Annotated in this window: 16 protein-coding genes; 11 read left to right on the top strand and 5 right to left on the bottom strand. The window is 70.5% G+C overall.

All coding sequences use genetic code 11. The features are described from left to right. Positions 1 to 29 precede the first annotated feature (29 nt). The gene (locus AB0G47_RS33960; protein ID WP_360777826.1) at positions 30 to 1,841 is read right to left on the bottom strand and encodes a glycoside hydrolase family 15 protein; all 1,812 of its coding nucleotides are present in this window, start codon (positions 1,839 to 1,841) and stop codon (positions 30 to 32) included. Between the two features lie 409 nt (positions 1,842 to 2,250). Between AB0G47_RS33960 and AB0G47_RS33965 the strand changes: the two genes are divergently transcribed. From AB0G47_RS33965 to AB0G47_RS34015, 11 genes are all read left to right on the top strand, one after another. Continuing rightward, positions 2,251 to 3,912 carry a CTP synthase gene (locus tag AB0G47_RS33965; protein WP_360777828.1) on the top strand — a complete coding sequence of 554 codons (1,662 nt, stop codon included), beginning with the start codon at positions 2,251 to 2,253 and terminating at the stop codon, positions 3,910 to 3,912. Between the two features lie 88 nt (positions 3,913 to 4,000). Next, on the top strand, positions 4,001 to 4,627 hold the full coding sequence (locus AB0G47_RS33970) for an NUDIX hydrolase (protein WP_360777830.1): 627 nt from the start codon (positions 4,001 to 4,003) through the stop codon (positions 4,625 to 4,627). 279 nt (positions 4,628 to 4,906) lie between these two features. After that, positions 4,907 to 6,886, top strand: coding sequence for a tetratricopeptide repeat protein (locus AB0G47_RS33975; protein WP_360778062.1), 1,980 nt, complete (start codon positions 4,907 to 4,909; stop codon positions 6,884 to 6,886). Positions 6,887 to 7,031: 145 nt separating this feature from the next. Next, on the top strand, positions 7,032 to 8,147 hold the full coding sequence (gene ald, locus AB0G47_RS33980) for an alanine dehydrogenase (RefSeq protein WP_360777832.1): 1,116 nt from the start codon (positions 7,032 to 7,034) through the stop codon (positions 8,145 to 8,147). Positions 8,148 to 8,513: 366 nt separating this feature from the next. Beyond that, positions 8,514 to 9,656, top strand: coding sequence for a ParA family protein (locus AB0G47_RS33985; RefSeq protein WP_360777833.1), 1,143 nt, complete (start codon positions 8,514 to 8,516; stop codon positions 9,654 to 9,656). After that, complete coding sequence (locus AB0G47_RS33990) at positions 9,641 to 10,198, top strand: hypothetical protein (protein WP_360777835.1); 558 nt, start codon at positions 9,641 to 9,643, stop codon at positions 10,196 to 10,198. The genes AB0G47_RS33985 and AB0G47_RS33990 overlap by 16 nt, the downstream gene beginning before the upstream one ends. A gap of 18 nt (positions 10,199 to 10,216) precedes the next feature. Beyond that, positions 10,217 to 11,206 (top strand): segregation/condensation protein A, encoded by a 990-nt coding sequence (locus tag AB0G47_RS33995; protein WP_360777837.1) that lies wholly within the window; start codon positions 10,217 to 10,219, stop codon positions 11,204 to 11,206. Beyond that, the gene (gene scpB / locus AB0G47_RS34000; protein ID WP_266868619.1) at positions 11,203 to 11,844 is read left to right on the top strand and encodes an SMC-Scp complex subunit ScpB; all 642 of its coding nucleotides are present in this window, start codon (positions 11,203 to 11,205) and stop codon (positions 11,842 to 11,844) included. Before AB0G47_RS33995 ends, scpB begins: the two co-directional genes overlap by 4 nt. 10 nt (positions 11,845 to 11,854) lie before the next feature. After that, the gene (locus AB0G47_RS34005) at positions 11,855 to 12,991 is read left to right on the top strand and encodes a pseudouridine synthase (protein WP_360777839.1); all 1,137 of its coding nucleotides are present in this window, start codon (positions 11,855 to 11,857) and stop codon (positions 12,989 to 12,991) included. Positions 12,992 to 13,064: 73 nt separating this feature from the next. Next, on the top strand, positions 13,065 to 13,814 hold the full coding sequence (locus AB0G47_RS34010) for an NUDIX domain-containing protein (protein ID WP_360777841.1): 750 nt from the start codon (positions 13,065 to 13,067) through the stop codon (positions 13,812 to 13,814). After that, positions 13,811 to 14,821: an ADP-ribosylglycohydrolase family protein gene (locus AB0G47_RS34015; protein ID WP_360777843.1), complete on the top strand. Its 1,011-nt coding sequence runs from the start codon at positions 13,811 to 13,813 to the stop codon at positions 14,819 to 14,821. The genes AB0G47_RS34010 and AB0G47_RS34015 overlap by 4 nt, the downstream gene beginning before the upstream one ends. Here AB0G47_RS34015 and AB0G47_RS34020 read toward each other — a convergent pair. Genes AB0G47_RS34020 through AB0G47_RS34035 form a run of 4 tightly spaced genes read right to left on the bottom strand, consistent with a single transcriptional unit; the run spans position 14,818 to position 17,318 of the window. After that, positions 14,818 to 15,516, bottom strand: a complete 699-nt coding sequence (locus AB0G47_RS34020; RefSeq protein ID WP_360777845.1) for a nucleotidyltransferase domain-containing protein — start codon at positions 15,514 to 15,516, stop codon at positions 14,818 to 14,820. The two genes, AB0G47_RS34015 and AB0G47_RS34020, sit on opposite strands and share 4 nt — an antisense overlap. A 22-nt stretch (positions 15,517 to 15,538) precedes the next feature. After that, on the bottom strand, positions 15,539 to 16,003 hold the full coding sequence (locus AB0G47_RS34025; protein WP_360777847.1) for a Rieske (2Fe-2S) protein: 465 nt from the start codon (positions 16,001 to 16,003) through the stop codon (positions 15,539 to 15,541). Then, the gene (locus AB0G47_RS34030) at positions 16,000 to 16,593 is read right to left on the bottom strand and encodes a DUF6529 family protein (RefSeq protein ID WP_360777849.1); all 594 of its coding nucleotides are present in this window, start codon (positions 16,591 to 16,593) and stop codon (positions 16,000 to 16,002) included. The genes AB0G47_RS34025 and AB0G47_RS34030 overlap by 4 nt, the downstream gene beginning before the upstream one ends. Positions 16,594 to 16,637: 44 nt before the next feature. Next, positions 16,638 to 17,318, bottom strand: a complete 681-nt coding sequence (locus AB0G47_RS34035) for a hypothetical protein (protein ID WP_360777851.1) — start codon at positions 17,316 to 17,318, stop codon at positions 16,638 to 16,640. Between the last annotated feature and the right edge of the window lie 123 nt (positions 17,319 to 17,441).

Below are 17,441 nucleotides of genomic sequence, written 5' to 3' on the forward strand. Positions count from 1 at the left end.
TCAGGGGCTACTCACCTAGGGCTCAGGGCCTAACCGCCGTATGCCCCCGAGGCCGTCAGCCGCAGTGCCGTGTCGATCAGCGGCACGTGGCTGAAGGCCTGCGGGAAGTTGCCGACCTGGCGCTGCAGCCGCGGATCCCACTCCTCGGCGAGCAGCCCCAGGTCGTTCCGGAGCGCGAGCAGCTTCTCGAAGAGCTTGCGGGCCTCGTCGACCCGGCCGATCATCGCCAGGTCGTCCGCCAGCCAGAACGAGCAGGCCAGGAAGGCGCCTTCGTCACCTTCCAGGCCGTCCACGCCCGCGTCGTCGCCCGAGGTGGGATAGCGCAGGATGAAGCCGTCCGACGTCGAGAGCTCACGCTGGATCGCCTCGATGGTGCCGATGACGCGCTTGTCGTCGGGCGGCAGGAAGCCCATCTGCGGAATCAGCAGCAGCGAGGCGTCAAGCTCCTTGGAGCCGTACGACTGCGTGAATGTGTTCCGCTCCTTGTCGTAGCCCTTCTCGCAGACGTCACGGTGGATGTCGTCGCGCAGCTCGCGCCACTTCTCCAGCGGGCCGTCCGCGTCGCCGGACTCGATGAGCTTGATCGTGCGGTCGACGGCGACCCAGCACATCACCTTGGAGTGCACGAAGTGGCGGCGCGGTCCGCGCACCTCCCAGATGCCCTCGTCGGGCTGGTCCCAGTGCGCCTGCAGGTAGCGGATCAGCTTGAGCTGGAGCAGCGAGGCGTAGTCGTTGCGGGCCAGGCCCGTCATGTGCGCCAGGTGCAGGGCCTCGGTGACCTCGCCGTACACATCGAGCTGGAGCTGGTGCGCGGCGCCGTTACCGGCCCGGACCGGCGTCGAGCCCTCGTATCCGGGAAGCCAGTCCAGCTCGGCCTCGCCCAGCTCGCGCTCGCCCGCGATGCCGTACATGATCTGCAAATTCTCGGGGTCGCCCGCCACCGCGCGAAGCAGCCACTCGCGCCAGGCGCGGGCCTCCTCGCGGTAGCCGGTGCGCAGGAGCGAGGAAAGCGTGATCGCCGCGTCGCGCAGCCACGTGTAGCGGTAGTCCCAGTTGCGGGAGCCCCCGATGTCCTCGGGCAGCGAGGTGGTGGGCGCGGCGACGATGCCGCCGGTCGGCGCGTACGTCAGGGCCTTGAGCGTGATCAGCGAGCGGACCACGGCCTCGCGGTAGGGCCCGTGGTACGTGCAGTGCTCGACCCACTCGCGCCAGAAGTCCTCGGTCGCCGTGAGGGCACCCTCGGGATCGGGCAGCGCGGGCGGCTGCTTGTGCGAGGGCTGCCACGAGATGGTGAACGCGATCCGGTCACCCGGCGCGACCGTGAAGTCCGAGTACGTCGTGAGGTCCTTGCCGAAGGTCTCGGCCGGGGTGTCGAGCCACACCGAGTCGGGCCCGGCGACGGCCACCGTGCGCCCGTCGACCTTGTGCACCCAGGGCACCACACGCCCGTAACTGAACCGCATGCGCAGCGCGGAGCGCATCGGCACCCGGCCGCTGACGCCCTCGACGATGCGCACCAGCTGCGGGGCGTCGGTGTCGCGCGGCGGCATGAAATCGGTCACGCGGACCGTGCCGCGCGGGGTGTCCCACTCGGACTCCAGGACCAGCGAGTCGCCGCGGTAGGTGCGCCGCGCCGCCGTCGGCGGTGGGGCGTCCGGGCTGTGCGCGGGTCCAAGGCGCCAGAATCCGTGCTCCTCCGTGCCCAGCAGGCCGGCGAAGACGGCGTGTGAGTCGAAGCGGGGCAGGCACAGCCAGTCGACCGTGCCGTCCCGGCAGACCAGTGCGGCGGTCTGCATGTCTCCGATGAGTGCGTAGTCCTCGATGCGCCCGGCCACGTGCATCTCCAGTCAAACGGCCACGTCGCCCTCGCGGGGCGCTCGCTCTACGGTCAGAGTTCGCTGTAAAACGAACTGCGCGAGCCTCTTGTTCCTGGAGAACGGGCGGGGGTGATGCCGTTGGTCGGACGGCTCGGCAGCAAGTGTCCGAGCAGGATACGACGCACCCCGGTGATCTGCGCGCCGCTCCGGACAACGCGGGTGCGCCGAACGGGTGAGCGCCAGGTGAGGCGGCTGTGAAGAGAGTGTCGGAGCGTGGCCGGAAGCAGCCTCGTCCCGTCGCTGATACCCTGGTAGCCCGTGAGCCGGTGGTCATAGAACCCCCGAACCGCAGCGACGGCACCTCCCCCGAATCCCCGGTGAGAGCGCCGGTACGCACCTTTCAGACCGCGACCACGGGAGCCCCCCTTTGGCTATGCAGCCCAAATCCACGACGACCAAGCACATCTTCGTCACCGGGGGTGTCGCCTCTTCCCTCGGCAAGGGTCTGACTGCCTCCAGCCTGGGTGCGCTCCTCAAGGCTCGTGGCCTGCGCGTCACCATGCAGAAGCTCGACCCGTACCTGAACGTCGACCCGGGCACGATGAACCCCTTCCAGCACGGCGAGGTGTTCGTCACCAACGACGGCGCCGAGACCGACCTGGACATCGGCCACTACGAGCGCTTCCTCGACGTCGACCTCGACGGCTCGGCCAACGTCACCACCGGCCAGGTCTACTCGCAGGTCATCGCCAAGGAGCGGCGCGGCGAGTACCTGGGCGACACCGTGCAGGTCATCCCGCACATCACCAACGAGATCAAGCACCGCATCCGCCGCATGGCCACGGACGACGTGGACGTCGTCATCACCGAGGTCGGCGGCACGGTCGGCGACATCGAGTCCCTGCCGTTCCTTGAGACCGTCCGCCAGGTCCGCCACGAGGTCGGCCGCGACAACGTCTTCGTCGTGCACATCTCGCTGCTGCCCTACATCGGCCCCTCCGGCGAGCTGAAGACCAAGCCGACCCAGCACTCCGTCGCCGCCCTGCGCAACATCGGCATCCAGCCGGACGCCATCGTGCTGCGCGCCGACCGCGAGGTGCCGCTGTCCATCAAGCGCAAGATCTCGCTGATGTGCGACGTCGACGAGGACGCGGTGGTCGCCGCCATCGACGCCAAGTCGATCTACGACATCCCGAAGGTCCTGCACACCGAGGGCCTGGACGCCTACGTGGTGCGCAAGCTGGACCTCCCGTTCCGCGACGTGAACTGGACCCAGTGGGAGGACCTCCTGGACCGGGTGCACAACCCGAACCACGAGGTCACCATCGCGCTGGTCGGCAAGTACATCGACCTGCCCGACGCCTACCTCTCCATCACCGAGGCCATGCGCGCCGGCGGTTTCGCCAACAAGGCCCGCGTCAAGGTCAAGTGGGTCACTTCGGACGACTGCAAGACCCCGGCGGGCGCCAAGAAGCAGCTCGCCGACTGCGACGCGATCCTGATCCCCGGCGGCTTCGGCGACCGCGGTGTCGCCGGCAAGGTCGGCGCGATCCAGTACGCCCGCGAGAACAAGGTGCCGCTGCTCGGCATCTGCCTTGGCCTGCAGTGCATCGTCATCGAGGCGGCCCGCAACCTCGCGGACATCCCCGACGCCAACTCCACCGAGTTCGACGCCGCGACCTCCCACCCGGTCATCTCCACCATGGCCGAGCAGCTCGACATCGTCGCCGGTGAGGGCGACATGGGCGGCACGATGCGCCTGGGCATGTACCCGGCCAAGCTCGCCGAGGGCTCGATCGCGCGTGAGGTGTACGACGGCAAGGAGTACGTCGAGGAGCGCCACCGTCACCGCTACGAGGTGAACAACGCCTACCGCGGCGAGCTGGAGAAGAAGGCCGGCCTGCAGTTCTCCGGCACCTCCCCCGACGGCAAGCTCGTCGAGTACGTCGAGTACCCGCGCGACGTCCACCCCTACCTGGTCGCCACGCAGGCCCACCCGGAGCTGCGCTCGCGCCCGACGCGTCCGCACCCGCTCTTCGCCGGCCTGGTGAAGGCGGCCGTGGAGCGCCAGACGGCGGCCAAGAAGGGCAAGTAACACAAGGGTTGTACGGTTGCCGGGGTACGCGTCTTTCGAGGTGCGTGCCCCGGTTTCTGTTTGTGTGCGTGTGGGAGGACAGGGCGACATGACGATCAAGGACACCGCCGAGGAGTGGCAGGTCACGGCGACGGAGACCCCGTTCGTCGGCAACAAGACCTCCGTCCGCACCGACGACGTGGTCATGCCCGACGGGACCGTCGTCCGCCGCGACTACCAGGTGCACCCCGGCTCGGTCGCCGTGCTCGCGCTCGACGACCACGGCCGCGTCCTGGTCCTGCGCCAGTACCGCCACCCGGTCCGCCAGAAGCTCTGGGAGATCCCGGCAGGACTGCTCGACATCCCCGGCGAGAACCCGCTGCACGCCGCCCAGCGCGAGCTCTATGAAGAGGCGCACGTCAAGGCGGAGGACTGGCGCGTCCTCACCGACGTCTACACCACGCCCGGCGGCTGCGACGAGGCCGTACGCATCTTCCTCGCCCGCGATCTCTCCGAGGCCGAGGGCGAGCGCTTCGAAGTCTCCGAGGAGGAGGCGGACATGGAGCTGGCGCGTGTACCGCTCGAAGAGCTCGTGCGCGGCGTGCTCGCCGGCGAACTGCACAACAACTGCCTCGTCGTGGGCGCCCTTTCGCTCACCGCCGCGCTGAACGGCGACGGCGTCGACGCGCTGCGCCCGGCCGAGGCGCCCTGGCCCGCGCGTCCCTTCGAGGCGTGACACCGCTGTTCGGGCCGTTCGGGCGTTCCGGTACGACGATCCGCTGATCCGATCGGGCGACTTGTGCGCCCCGCGTGACGGGGGACGCCCCAGGGCCTGAACTAGGCTCTGGAAGCGTCCCGACCGGAGTCCCGGCGGGTTCGCGCGCAGGCGGACGGAGCATGTCCCGTGACGGATCAGGCGGTCGACACGGACGGTTCGACGGCGGGCGGCACGGTGCCGCGGCCCGCGTCGGCCCGGACTTCCGGGGAAGGCCAATTCACCGGCCGGCGCCGGGAGTTGAAGGAGCTCCGCGCCGACATCGACCGCGCCGGCCTCGACACCATCTCGGGCCGCAAGGCGCCACGCGCGCGGGTGCTGCTCATCGCGGGACGCCCGGGCTCGGGCCGCACCTCCCTCGCGGAGGAGCTGGCCCGGCAGGTCGCCGACAAGTACCCGGACGGCATCCTCCGCGCCCACCTCACGGAACCCGACGGCACGCGCGTGCCCACCGAGCGCACGGCGCGGGAGCTGCTCGACGTCCTGGAGGTGCCCGCACCGCCGGGTGCCGACGAGGACGAGCTGACCGAGGTGCTCCGCGAGGCCCTGGCAGGACGCCGGTGTCTGCTGCTGCTCGACGGAGCCGCCGATGCCGAGCAGGTCGACCCGCTGATCCCGGACGCGCCCGACTGCCTGGCCGTCGCCGTCTCCGAGGGCCCGCTCACCGGAATCCCGGACGTGCGGCCCTGCACGCTCGGCGGCCTGGACACCGCCGCCGGCGTCGAGCTGCTCTCCCGCGCCGCGGGCCAGGTGCGCGTCACCGTCGACCCGCGCTCCGCGGAGAGCCTGGTCGAGGCGTGCGCCGCGCACCCCGCGGCCCTCGTCCTGGCCGGCGGCTGGCTCTCCGTGCGGCCCAAGGCGGCCCTCGCCGACCTGGCCAAGCAGGTGCACGACCGCCCCGACGAGGGCTCCGCGCTCGCTCGCGTCTTCCAGCTCTCGTACGCCTCGCTGCCGGGCCCCGCCGCGCGGATACTGCGCTTCCTCTCCCTCGCCCCCGCGGGCCACGTCGACCCGCACACCGCGTCCGCCCTGGCCGGCTGCTCGGTCTCCGCCGCCCGCGCCACCCTGGACGACTTCGTGAAGCTCGGCCTGGTCAGGGCCGTGGAGTCGCCGCTGCCGCAGTACGAGGTGCCCGGCTGCCTGACGCCGCTCCTGCGCTCCCTCACCGAGAGCCAGGACCGCCCCGCCGAGCTGCAGCTGGCGCGGGCCAGGATGCTGGAGCGGACCGTACGGCTCCTGCAGTCCTGCCGGGCGATCACCGAACCGGACGGCTCGGCGGCCCGCAAGAAGCTCGCGGGGCTGCCGCGCGCCCTGCGCTTCCCGCACCGGGCGGCCGCCGCCGAGTGGCTGCGCATCCGGCAGCCCGCGCTGCTCGCCGCCGCCCGCCTCGCGGTCGCCGACGGGGAGCTCGACACCCTCGCCCGGCGCCTGATGTCGGCCCTGACGCGGGCCTTGGTCGCGCACCGCGGCACGGAGGACGCGGCTCCCGAGCTGTACGGCATCCATCAGCTGGTCCTGGATGTCGCCGAGCGCAGGGATCTGCCCCGCGAGCAGGCGGCCGCGCTGCTCAATCTCGCGGATCTGGATGCGCGCACGGGACGTACACAAGAGGCGCTGGTGCGATATCGGTCAGCTTTGGACGCCGGACGCAGAGCAAATGACCCGTACGCGACCGGCCGGGCAATGGAATCCGTAGGTGGCGCGTACCAGGAGCTGGGGGACTGGTCGCGGGCGTCGGACTGGTTCGGCCGGGCCCTCGCCCAGCGCCTCGGCCGGGACGAGCGTGCCGACGCGGCCCGGCTCTACGGCCGCATCGGCGCCGCGCACACCTATGCGGGGCGCTACGGAGAGGCACTGCGCAACTGGAGCTCCGCCGTCACCGGGTACCGCAAGTGCGGCGATGTGGCGGGCCAGGCAAGGGCGTTGAGCGAGCTGGCTCGGGTGCAGGAGTACGCGGGGCGGCCCGAGGAGTCGCTGCACACCTGCCAGGAGGCGGTCGAGTGGGCGCGGCAGGCCGGCGACGTACGTCTCCAGGCCGCGCTGCAGCTCAGGCTGGCCGACACCCTGGAACGTCTCGGCGACCCGGCGGCCGCCCGGCTGCACCGCGCCGCCGCCAAGCGCATGCTGGGAACAGAGCTCGAGGAGGTCACAGGGCTTGCATCGAAGGACGGACCGGCGGGTTCCGCCTACGAAATCCGTAGCGCTTCCGCAGAAGATTGATGCATTGAAAGGCTAGACAGCGAGAAGTCCTTCATTAGACTGGCTCCGCCGCGTACTTCCGTGGTGTCTTCCGATGCGCCCTCTTGTGTATCGGTACGTAGTTCATTGCCCGAAAAATCCCTGAGCCAAGAGGACCGTGATCCACGTGAAGGTCGGCATCCCCCGCGAGGTCAAGAACAACGAGTTCCGGGTGGCCATCACCCCCGCCGGTGTGCACGAGCTGGTGCGCCATGGCCACCAGGTCGTCATCGAGCGGAACGCCGGTGTCGGCTCCTCCATCACGGACGACGAGTTCGTCTCGGCCGGCGCCCGGATCCTGGACACCGCCGACGAGGTCTGGGCCACCGCCGACCTCCTGCTGAAGGTCAAGGAGCCCATCGCCGAGGAGTACCACCGCCTCCGCAAGGACCAGACGCTCTTCACCTACCTGCACCTGGCCGCCTCCAAGGAGTGCACGGACGCGCTCCTGGAGTCCGGCACGACCGCCATCGCGTACGAGACGGTCGAGACCGCGAACCGCGCGCTCCCGCTGCTCGCCCCGATGTCCGAGGTCGCGGGCCGCCTGGCCCCGCAGGTCGGCGCGTACCACCTGATGGCCGCCCAGGGCGGCCGCGGTGTCCTGCCCGGCGGTGTCCCGGGTGTGGCGGCCGGCAAGGCCGTCGTCATCGGCGGTGGCGTCTCCGGCTGGAACGCCGCGCAGATCGCCATCGGCATGGGCTTCCACGTGACCCTGCTCGACAAGGACATCAACAAGCTCAAGGAGGCGGACAAGATCTTCGGCACGAAGATCCAGACCGTCGTCTCCAACGCCTTCGAGCTCGAGAAGGCCTGCCTCGACGCCGACCTCGTCATCGGCGCCGTGCTCATCCCGGGCGCCAAGGCCCCGAAGCTCGTCACCAACGAGCTCGTCTCGCGCATGAAGCCGGGAAGTGTCCTTGTCGACATCGCGATCGACCAGGGCGGCTGCTTCGAGGACTCGCACGCGACCACGCACGCCGAGCCGACCTTCCCGGTCCACAACTCGGTGTTCTACTGCGTCGCCAACATGCCCGGCGCGGTGCCCAACACCTCGACGTACGCGCTGACCAACGCCACGCTGCCGTACATCGTCGAGCTCGCGAACCGCGGCTGGGTCGAGGCCCTGCGCCGTGACCACGCGCTCGCCCTGGGTCTCAACACCCATGACGGCAAGGTGGTTTACAAGGAGGTCGCCGAGTCGCACGGCCTCGAGCACGTCGAGCTGGAGACGCTCCTCGGCTGATCCTGACCACTTTCGTCAACGAGAGTCGTCAATCTCACGCCTGCGGCCGGACCTTGAGAGGGGTCCGGCCGTATGCGTATGTCCGTGGACATGGTCAACTCGCCTTGAACGTAGCCCTTTAACCGATTCGCCCACCCCGGAAATGTGCCAATGGCACCCCACGCGCCCTTGACATGGGGGCGTTCGATTGCCGACACATCGGGCCGGGTCCGGCGGATTGTGTTGCTGCGGACCGGTGACACGCCATAGAGTCGCCAACCGTCGGCATGGTGTCACGCTGACCTATCGAGAAATTTCCTGGTCACCAAGGAGGTAAGACGACTTGTGAATGAGTCGACATTTGCTCCCGGGGGTGGTCAACCAGGAATGCCTGCGCGGGACCAAGGACCCGTGGGGCTCGAGGCTGTCGGCTCCGTCGCTGTCCGCACCTTCGAAGCCCGCCAGAAACCGCAGCCGACGCAACCGACATCGTCTGCACCCCAGAGCATGGATGGCCATCACGTGAACGCCATGGCCGGCGACCGGAGTGGCGAGAACACCACCCACACCCAACTCGCCGACTACGAGGAACTGCCCCAGGGGCACTTCTACGACCCTGACGCCGAGTACGAGCCCGATCCTGAGTACGCGGCCACGCTGGCCCCGGACGCGGCCCGTCAGCGCCGTGAGCGCATCGGTCCCACGGGACGCCCGCTGCCGTACTTCCCGATCCCGGGCCCGCTGACCGATCACGGCCCCGCGAAGATCATCGCGATGTGCAACCAGAAGGGCGGCGTGGGCAAGACGACGTCGACCATCAACCTGGGTGCCGCGCTCGCGGAGTACGGACGCCGGGTCCTGCTCGTCGACTTCGACCCGCAGGGCGCCCTCTCGGTGGGCCTCGGGGTGAACCCGATGGAGCTGGACCTGACGGTCTACAACCTGCTCATGGAGCGGGGCATGTCGGCCGACGAGGTCCTCCTGAAGACCGCGGTCCCGAACATGGACCTGCTGCCCAGCAACATCGACCTGTCCGCCGCCGAAGTGCAGTTGGTCAGCGAGGTCGCCCGAGAGTCCACGCTGCAGCGGGCGTTGAAGCCGCTGATGCAGGACTACGACTACATCGTGATCGACTGTCAGCCCTCGCTCGGCCTGCTCACCGTGAACGCCCTGACGGCGGCTCACAAGGTGATCGTGCCGCTCGAGTGCGAGTTCTTCGCGCTGCGCGGTGTGGCCCTCCTGACGGAGACCATCGAGAAGGTCCAGGAGCGGCTCAACCCCGACCTGGAGCTCGACGGCATCCTCGCCACCATGTACGACTCGCGCACGGTGCACAGCCGTGAGGTGCTCGCGCGGGTGGTCGAGGCCTTCGACGATCACGTCTACCACACGGTCATCGGGCGCACGGTCCGCTTCCCGGAGACCACGGTCGCCGGTGAGCCGATCACGACGTACGCATCGAACTCCGTCGGCGCCGCCGCCTACCGTCAGCTCGCCAGGGAGGTGCTCGCCCGGTGTCACGCCGAGTGAGTCTGCCGGGGGCCGACGAACTGTTCCGTACGACCGGGGGGATGGCGCTGCAGTCGTCGTCTCCGCGCCGCCAGACCAATGGCGAGCCGCGGGTGCCGGCGCCCGCGGGGGAGAGCGACGAGACCGCCGCCGGTGACTCCCCCGGGGGCACGGGCGACGCGGACGGCGGTGAGTCCGCCGAACACGGCGCCGCCGACGCGGAGTCGGGGGCCGGGGAATCCCGTAGCCGCACGGCGTCCGCCGATGGCGAGAAGGGCGGCGGCCGGTCCGCAGGCGCCGCCTCCACCGCGCAGGCGCGGCGGCGGGCGCGGGCGGCCAATCGGCGGCCGAGCGGGCGTGAGCGGCACGACGAGAAGATCACCGTGTACGTGTCCGCCGAGGAGCTCATGGATCTTGAGCACGCCCGCCTTGTGCTCCGGGGTGAGCACGGTCTCGCGGTCGACCGCGGGCGGATCGTCCGCGAGGCGGTGGCCGTCGTCCTCGCCGATCTCGAGTCCCGCGGGGACGCGAGCATTCTCGTACGACGGCTGCGTGGGCGGTAGGGGTAGCCTTCCCGCCTGATGGCCTTGAACGACGAATCCGCACCACCTGCCCGCCGCCGCGCCCTGGGGCGCGGTCCCGCGGTGGCTCCGGCGGAGGAGCCCGCCCACGACCAGGAACCGGCGGTCGAGCCGGAGGCGGTGGCGGAGCCGGAGACGTCGGTCGAACCGGAGGCGCCCGCCGAGCCTGCCGACGGGCGGTTCAAGGTTCGGCTTGCGAACTTCGAAGGGCCCTTCGATCTGCTGCTTCAGCTCATCTCGAAGCACAAGCTCGATGTCACCGAAGTCGCGCTGTCCAAGGTGACCGACGAGTTCATGGCGCACATCCGGGCCATGGGACCCGACTGGGATCTCGACCAGACCACCGAGTTCCTGGTGGTCGCAGCCACCCTGCTCGACCTCAAGGCGGCCCGGCTGCTTCCCACCGCCGAGGTCGAGGACGAGGCTGATCTCGCGCTGCTCGAAGCGCGGGACCTGCTCTTCGCGCGACTCCTTCAGTACCGCGCGTACAAACAGATCGCGGACATCTTCAGCGGGCGGCTGGAGGAGGAGGCGCGGCGCTATCCCCGGACCGTGGGGCTTGAGCCGCACCATGCCGAGCTGCTGCCCGAGGTCGTCATCAGCATCGGCGCGGAGGGGTTCGCCCGGCTCGCCGTGAAGGCGATGCAGCCGCGGGCGAAGCCTCAGGTGTACGTCGACCACATCCATGCCCCGCTGGTCTCCGTGCAGGAGCAGGCGGGGGTGGTCGTGGCGCTGCTGCGGGAGCGGGGCGAGGCCAGCTTCCAGGCGCTCGTCGAGGACGCGGGGGACACCCTCACCGTGGTCGCCCGTTTCCTGGCGCTGCTCGAGCTGTACCGCGAGAAGGCCGTGGCCCTGGACCAGGAGGACGCCCTGGGCGAGCTGATGGTGCGGTGGACCGGCGGCGACGGCGACGGGCAGCCGACGGTGACCGACGAATTCGACCGGGCCCCGGAGCTGCCCGGCGAGACGAGCGAGGAGCAGAGGGCATGAGCAGTCCCGCGGGAGACCTGGCCGGCGCCGTCGCCGATCTGGAGCTGCGGCCCGCCCTGGAGGCCGTCCTCATGGTCGTCGACGAACCGGCAACCGAGGAGCACCTCGCCAAGGTCCTCGACCGGCCCCGGCGGCAGATCGCCGACGCGCTGCGCGAGCTGGCCGACGAGTACACCGTGCAGCGGCGGGGCTTCGAGCTGCGGCTCGTGGCGGGCGGCTGGCGGTTCTACACGCGCCCCGAGTACGCGGCGGCGGTCGAACGCTTCGTGCTCGACGGGCAGCAGGCCCGGCTCACCCAGGCGGCTCTGGAGACCCTCGCGGTCGTCGCGTACCGCCAGCCGGTCAGCCGTTCCCGGGTCTCCGCCGTGCGCGGAGTGAACTGTGACGGCGTGATGCGCACCCTTCTCCAGAGGGGTCTGGTGGATGAGGCGGGCGCGGAACCCGAAACAGGTGCGATCCTGTACAGGACGACGAACTACTTTCTGGAGCGGATGGGCCTGCGTGGCCTTGACGAGCTCCCGGAGCTCGCGCCCTTCCTCCCCGAGGCGGACGCGATCGAGGCCGAGACGCAGGAAGGTGTCCCGTCGTTCGACCCGGACGCTCCTGATGCGCCGGGTTACGAGGACGCAGACGACTAACGGAAATTTGATGCGAAGCAGCAGCGGCAGGAACAGCAGCGGAAACAACGGCGGGAGCCGTGGTGGCAACAGCGGCGGCCGAGGCAGCAGCGGTGGCCGCGGCAATTACCGGGGTGCCGGTAACAGCCGCGACGACAAGCAGGGCGGCAGCGGCCGTCCGAAGAAGCCGCGTCCGGAGGAGCGGCGCTACGACGTGGGCTCCGGCGGCACGCAGGACGGCCCGAAGTCGGGCCGTGGCGCCTCGGCGCGCGGCGGCGCCAAGGGCGGCCCCAAGCAGAGCCCCAAGCAAGGACAGGGCAGTACACGGGGGCGTTGGGCTCCGGCCACCTCCCGTGAGTACGACGCGCGGGCCGAGGAGCGCAACCGCGAGCGGTACGCGGGCAAGCCGAAGACCAACCTGCCCAAGACCTTCCCGGGCGCCGAGCAGGAGGGCGAGCGGCTGCAGAAGATCCTCGCCCGCGCGGGCTACGGCTCGCGCCGTGCCTGTGAGGAGCTGGTCGAGCAGGCCCGTGTCGAGGTCAACGGCGAGATCGTGCTCGAGCAGGGCATGCGGGTCGACCCGGAGAAGGACGAGATCAAGGTCGACGGCCTGACGGTGGCGACCCAGTCGTACCAGTTCTTCGCCCTGAACAAGCCGGCCGGCGTCGTCTCCACCATGGAGGACAGCGAAGGCCGCCAGTGCCTCGGTGACTACACGAACAACCGCGAGACGCGGCTGTTCCACGTGGGACGGCTCGACACCGAGACCGAGGGCGTCATCCTGCTCACCAACCACGGTGAGCTGGCGCACCGCCTCACGCACCCGAAGTACGGCGTGAAGAAGGTCTACCTGGCGCACATCGTCGGCCCGATCCCGCGTGACCTGGGCAAGCAGCTCAAGGACGGCATCGAGCTGGAGGACGGGTACGCGCGTGCGGACCACTTCCGCGTCGTCGAGCAGACCGGCAAGAACTACCTGGTCGAGGTGACCCTGCACGAGGGCCGCAAGCACATCGTGCGGCGCATGCTGGCCGAGGCCGGGTTCCCGGTCGACAAGCTGGTGCGGGTGGCCTTCGGGCCGATCACCCTCGGCGACCAGAAGTCGGGGTGGCTGCGCAGGCTCTCGAACACCGAGGTCGGCATGCTGATGCAGGAAGTCGACCTGTAGACACCTCTCAGGGGTTGTGACTGCCCGCCCATTCTCTTTATAGTCGTCATGACTATTAAGGGGGTGGGCGGGCATGTCTGTGTCCGGGACCTACGACAAGTACGCCTTCGAGCCGTTCGCCGTCACCGTCGACCTCGCCGTCTTCACCGTCCGCGCGGGCCGCCTTCACGTGCTGCTCGTCGAGCGGGGCCAGGAGCCGTACGCGGGACGCTGGGCGCTGCCCGGCGGGTTCGTGCTCCCCGAGGAGTCGGCCGAGACCGCGGCGGGCCGTGAGCTCGCCGAGGAGACCGGCCTCACGGACGCCGCCGGGCTCCACCTGGAGCAGCTGCGGACCTACAGCGAACCGGACCGCGACCCTCGGATGCGGGTCGTCTCGGTGGCGTTCGCGGCGCTCGTGCCCGATCCTCCCGAGGTGCGCGGCGGCAGCGACGCGGCCCGCGCGGCCTGGCTGCCGTACGGCTTCGCGTACGGGCCGCTCGCCTTCGACCACGAGCGGATCCTCGCCGACGCCCATGACCGCGTCCGCGCCAAGCTCGAGTACACCGGCCTCGCCACGGCCTTCTGCCCGCCCGAGTTCACGCTCGGCGAGCTGCGGCAGGTCTACGAGACGGTGTGGGGCGTCGAGCTCGACCCGGCCAACTTCCGGCGCAAGGTGCTCGGCACGCCCGGCTTCGTCGCGGCGATCCCCGGGGCGGCGCGCCTGACCGGCGGGCGCGGAAAGCCCGCAGCCCTCTACCGCGCGGGCGGCGCCACCGAGCTGCACCCGCCCCTTCTCCGCCCCTCGGCCATTGCCTCGGATCTCTCGGAAGGAAAGACCTCATGAAGCGCGCCGCCACCGGATCCCTGATCGGGCTCGCCCTCGGGGACGCGCTCGGCTTCCCGACCGAGTTCAACGACGTACCCTCGATCCTCGCCAAGTGCGGGCCCTGGCGGGAGATGGAGCTGCCGAAGCCCGCGTTCGTCACGGACGACACGCAGATGACGCTCGCGCTCGGCCGTGCGCTCAAGGCCGCGTCCGCGCGGGGGCTCTGCGGGCCCGAGCGGTTCGCGCACCTCACCCGCCGGGAGTTCGTCGCCTGGAACTTCTCGCCGGACAACAACCGCGCCCCCGGCAACACCTGCATCACCGCCTGCGAACTGCTCGCCGACGAGCAGCGGCCCTGGCGGGACGCAAGCCAGCTGCACTCCAAGGGCTGCGGCGCCAATATGCGGGTCGCGCCGCTCGGGCTCATGCCGTGGCTGAGCGAGGAGATGCGGGCCGGCGCCGCACAGACCCAGTCGGCGCTCACCCACGGCCACCCCACGGCCCTGGCGGCCAGCGACCTCACGGCGTACGCGGTGAAGCTGCTCGCCGAGGGCACGGAACCGATGGGCCTGGTCGGCCTGCTCCGGTCGTACGCCATCGACAACCGCACCCGGTACCGCGAGGACTGGCTCGGCGACCTGTGGACCCGCTCCCAGGACCCGACCCCCGAGCACTTCATCGCGCGCGGCTGGGACGAGTGCCTCGCGATACTCGAACGACTCGCGGCGGCGCTCAAGGACGCCAACCCGGAGACCGACCCCTGCCTCGCCACCGGCGCGGGCTGGATCGCCGAAGAGGCGCTCGCCACCGGCCTGCTCTGCTTCCTGATGTTCCCCGACGAGCCCCTCACCGCCCTGCGCAGGGCCGCCTGCACCTCGGGCGACTCCGACTCCATCGCCTGCCTGGCCGGCGCGTTCGCGGGTGCCCATCTCGGCGCGGACGCCTGGCCCGCCGAGTGGGCCGAGCGGATCGAGTACCGGACGGAACTGCTCGAACTCGGGGCACTCTGGGACGGCGAGGCCTAAGCCGCAGCTGCCGCCGACGCGCGGCGCACCCGGAACAGGAAGTCCTCGACCCGGCGGCGGTCCGGCTCCGGCGGGAGCGGCGTGCGGGCGGCGGCCGCGTCCGCCTCCGCCGCCAGCCGGTTCATCCACGCCTCGACGTCTGTCCACGCGACCTCGCCGCGCTTGACCGCGAGGAGCGGCTCGCGCTGCTCGCCCACGTCGACGACCAGCTCGCCGGTAAGCAGCAGGTCGCGGCTGCTCATCAGGAGGCGCAAAAGGTGCATCGCGTGCTTCCAGCGGGGCGCGCCGTACAGGCGTACGTCAGCGTCGAGCTTCTTGCGCTGGCCGAGCGCGTAGCCCGCGAAGCTTGCGTGGACGTGGCGGGACAGGAACGCCCCGCGCAGTGCGAGGAGTTCGCGGCCGGTGTCCGTGAGGTGCTCGACGAGCGGGGAGTGCAGACACTCCAGGATGTTCGGGTTGGCGCGCAGCGCGAGCTCGCAGAAGCGCTCCAGCTCCCAGCTGAACTGCTCATCCGCCGGTCCGTCGACATGCGTCGGCGGCTTCTCGAAGTGCCAGAAGAGCGGCGTGGGCGCCAGGAAGACGCCCCTGCGGTCGGTGTCGCTGCCGTCCGTGGCCAGGCCGAAGGCACGCGAACCCATCACGCACGAGTAGACGGTGTGGTCGCGTACGAGGTCCAGGTCGCTCAGGCGCTGCATGCGGTGAGCGTACGGGCCGGGGTCAGCCGAGCGTGATCGAATTTCCGGTGACCGTGATCTTCTGCGCGGGGAGCGCGCGTGGCGCGGGTCCGTCCGCCACCGAGGCGTCCGCCACGCGGTACTTGCTGCCGTGGCACGCGCAGTTGATCGTGCCGTCCGTGACCTCGCTGACCGTGCAGCCGGAGTGCGTGCAGACCGCGGAGAAGCCCTTGAAGTCGCCCTTCTCGGGCTGTGTCACGACGACCTTCTCGTCCTTGAAGATCTTGCCGCCGCCGACCGGGATGTCCGACGTCTTGGCCAACTCGTCGGCCGCGGGCGGCTTCTGGGACTTCCCGTCGCCGGAGGAGGTCGGTGCGGCGGAGGACTTGGTCTCGGGCGGCGGCTCCGGCTCCGCGCCCTCGTCGCCGTACTTGCTGCATCCGGCGGCCAGCGCGACCGCGCCGCCGGTGGCGAGGACCGTGCGCCGGGTGGGGGTCGTACCGCTCATGTCGTCACTCCGAACGTACGGAAGAACCACAGCGCCGACGTCAGCCAGATCACCGTGAGGACCGTGAAGACCAGGCCTCCGATCACCGGAAGCAGCCAGCCGGGCAGCTTCTCCGAGCGGAGCAGCAGCATCTTGGCACTGAACGCGCCGAAGAAGAAGCAACCGAGCAGCGAGTGCCACATCACCCGTGTCGAGTACGTCTGATAGCCGAGCGCGTAGAGGCAGTGCACCGCCACGGGCACCGACACAAGGAACGCGATCCGGCCCGACCAGCGGTGCAGCGCCGCCGACCAGGACGGGCCGGGAAGACGGCCGTACACCATGAACGCCGAGCCGACCTGGACGAGCGCGAAGGCGAACGCCGTCGTGCCCAGCCAGGCCTTGACCGCGCTGGTGCTGCTGAACCCGGCGAGGTTGAAGGCCGTGCCCTCCGGGTCGTGCGTCTTGCCGTACACACCGAGGCCGACCGCGACCGCCGCGGCGACCAGTGCGGGCACGAGATAGCGGGCGGGGTGCGGGCGGCGGTGGTCGCCCGTCGCGGGGGGCGGGCCGAAGCCGCCCTGGGTCGCGGCGTTCGGATCGACGCTCATGGTGGCTCCCTGGTCGGGCGCGGCGGGGTCGGGGTGCGGACGGGTCAGGGCACGACGGGGCGGGCGGTGAGGCGGCCGCCGTCGAAGGGCACGGCGCCGGACTCCGGGTCCAGGCGCGGGGCGGGCGCGGGCTTGCCGTCGCGCTTGAGGATGCCGACCTGGCTGCCGTCGGGGAGCACGATCCAGCCGCCGTCGACCTCGGCGCCGCGCACCTCGGTGGTCGCGCGGTACAGGCCGGAGGGCTTCTTCGCCCTGTCCGCGGTGAAGTCCCATGTCTTCTTGTCGATGTCGACCGTGCCGCGGACCTTGTCGTCGTCGCGCAGGGTGCCGTCCAGCTTCGCGCCGTGCTTGCCGGTCAGCCGCATCGAGCCGTCGTCCTCGACCTTGCCCTTCAGCCAGGACTCCGTGTTCCGTCCGTCGCAGAAGTACGCGATGGCCTTGCCGTCACGGATCGAGATGGAGACGGCCGAGGTGTCGTCGTCCGTACGGCCCGCGTACTCGGCCTTGGCCGGAGGCTTCTTCGACGGCTTCTTCGTCGGCTCCTTCGAAGGATCGTCGGTCGGACTCTTGGAGGGGTCGCTCTTGGAGGGCGCCGGTGACGCGGCACCGGGCGAGTCCTCTCCGTACGACGAATTGCCCGTCCCCGTCGTCGCGTTGAGCGACAGCATGAACAGGGCTAGCAGTAGCCCCCCGAGAAGCGTGTACAGCGGTCCCGAGCGCTTCATACGGGCCTCCCCCGAGGCGTGGGCCGTGCCGGCTCCTCCATGCAAGCGGACCCGCGCCCCCTGCGTCCAGGGCTGAACCGTCACGGATCGTTCCAAGTGGCGACAGAAGGCGATCAGGGCGAC

Source organism: Streptomyces sp. NPDC021622 (assembly GCF_040640795.1).
In the GTDB taxonomy this organism is placed as follows: domain Bacteria; phylum Actinomycetota; class Actinomycetes; order Streptomycetales; family Streptomycetaceae; genus Streptomyces.

Bases quoted from the DNA above. Each gene is read 5' to 3' on its own strand.
- AB0G47_RS34030 (WP_360777849.1), bottom strand. From the start codon at position 16,593: ATGAGCGTCGATCCGAACGCCGCGACCCAGGGCGGCTTCGGCCCGCCC.
- AB0G47_RS33970 (WP_360777830.1), top strand. From the start codon at position 4,001: ATGACGATCAAGGACACCGCCGAGGAGTGGCAGGTCACGGCGACGGAG.
- AB0G47_RS33965 (WP_360777828.1), top strand. From the start codon at position 2,251: ATGCAGCCCAAATCCACGACGACCAAGCACATCTTCGTCACCGGGGGT.
- AB0G47_RS34005 (WP_360777839.1), top strand. From the start codon at position 11,855: ATGCGAAGCAGCAGCGGCAGGAACAGCAGCGGAAACAACGGCGGGAGC.
- AB0G47_RS33995 (WP_360777837.1), top strand. From the start codon at position 10,217: ATGGCCTTGAACGACGAATCCGCACCACCTGCCCGCCGCCGCGCCCTG.
- AB0G47_RS34020 (WP_360777845.1), bottom strand. From the start codon at position 15,516: ATGCAGCGCCTGAGCGACCTGGACCTCGTACGCGACCACACCGTCTAC.
- scpB (WP_266868619.1), top strand. From the start codon at position 11,203: ATGAGCAGTCCCGCGGGAGACCTGGCCGGCGCCGTCGCCGATCTGGAG.
- AB0G47_RS34010 (WP_360777841.1), top strand. From the start codon at position 13,065: ATGTCTGTGTCCGGGACCTACGACAAGTACGCCTTCGAGCCGTTCGCC.
- AB0G47_RS33960 (WP_360777826.1), bottom strand. From the start codon at position 1,841: ATGCACGTGGCCGGGCGCATCGAGGACTACGCACTCATCGGAGACATG.
- AB0G47_RS34015 (WP_360777843.1), top strand. From the start codon at position 13,811: ATGAAGCGCGCCGCCACCGGATCCCTGATCGGGCTCGCCCTCGGGGAC.
- AB0G47_RS34035 (WP_360777851.1), bottom strand. From the start codon at position 17,318: ATGAAGCGCTCGGGACCGCTGTACACGCTTCTCGGGGGGCTACTGCTA.
- AB0G47_RS34025 (WP_360777847.1), bottom strand. From the start codon at position 16,003: ATGAGCGGTACGACCCCCACCCGGCGCACGGTCCTCGCCACCGGCGGC.
- AB0G47_RS33985 (WP_360777833.1), top strand. From the start codon at position 8,514: ATGCCTGCGCGGGACCAAGGACCCGTGGGGCTCGAGGCTGTCGGCTCC.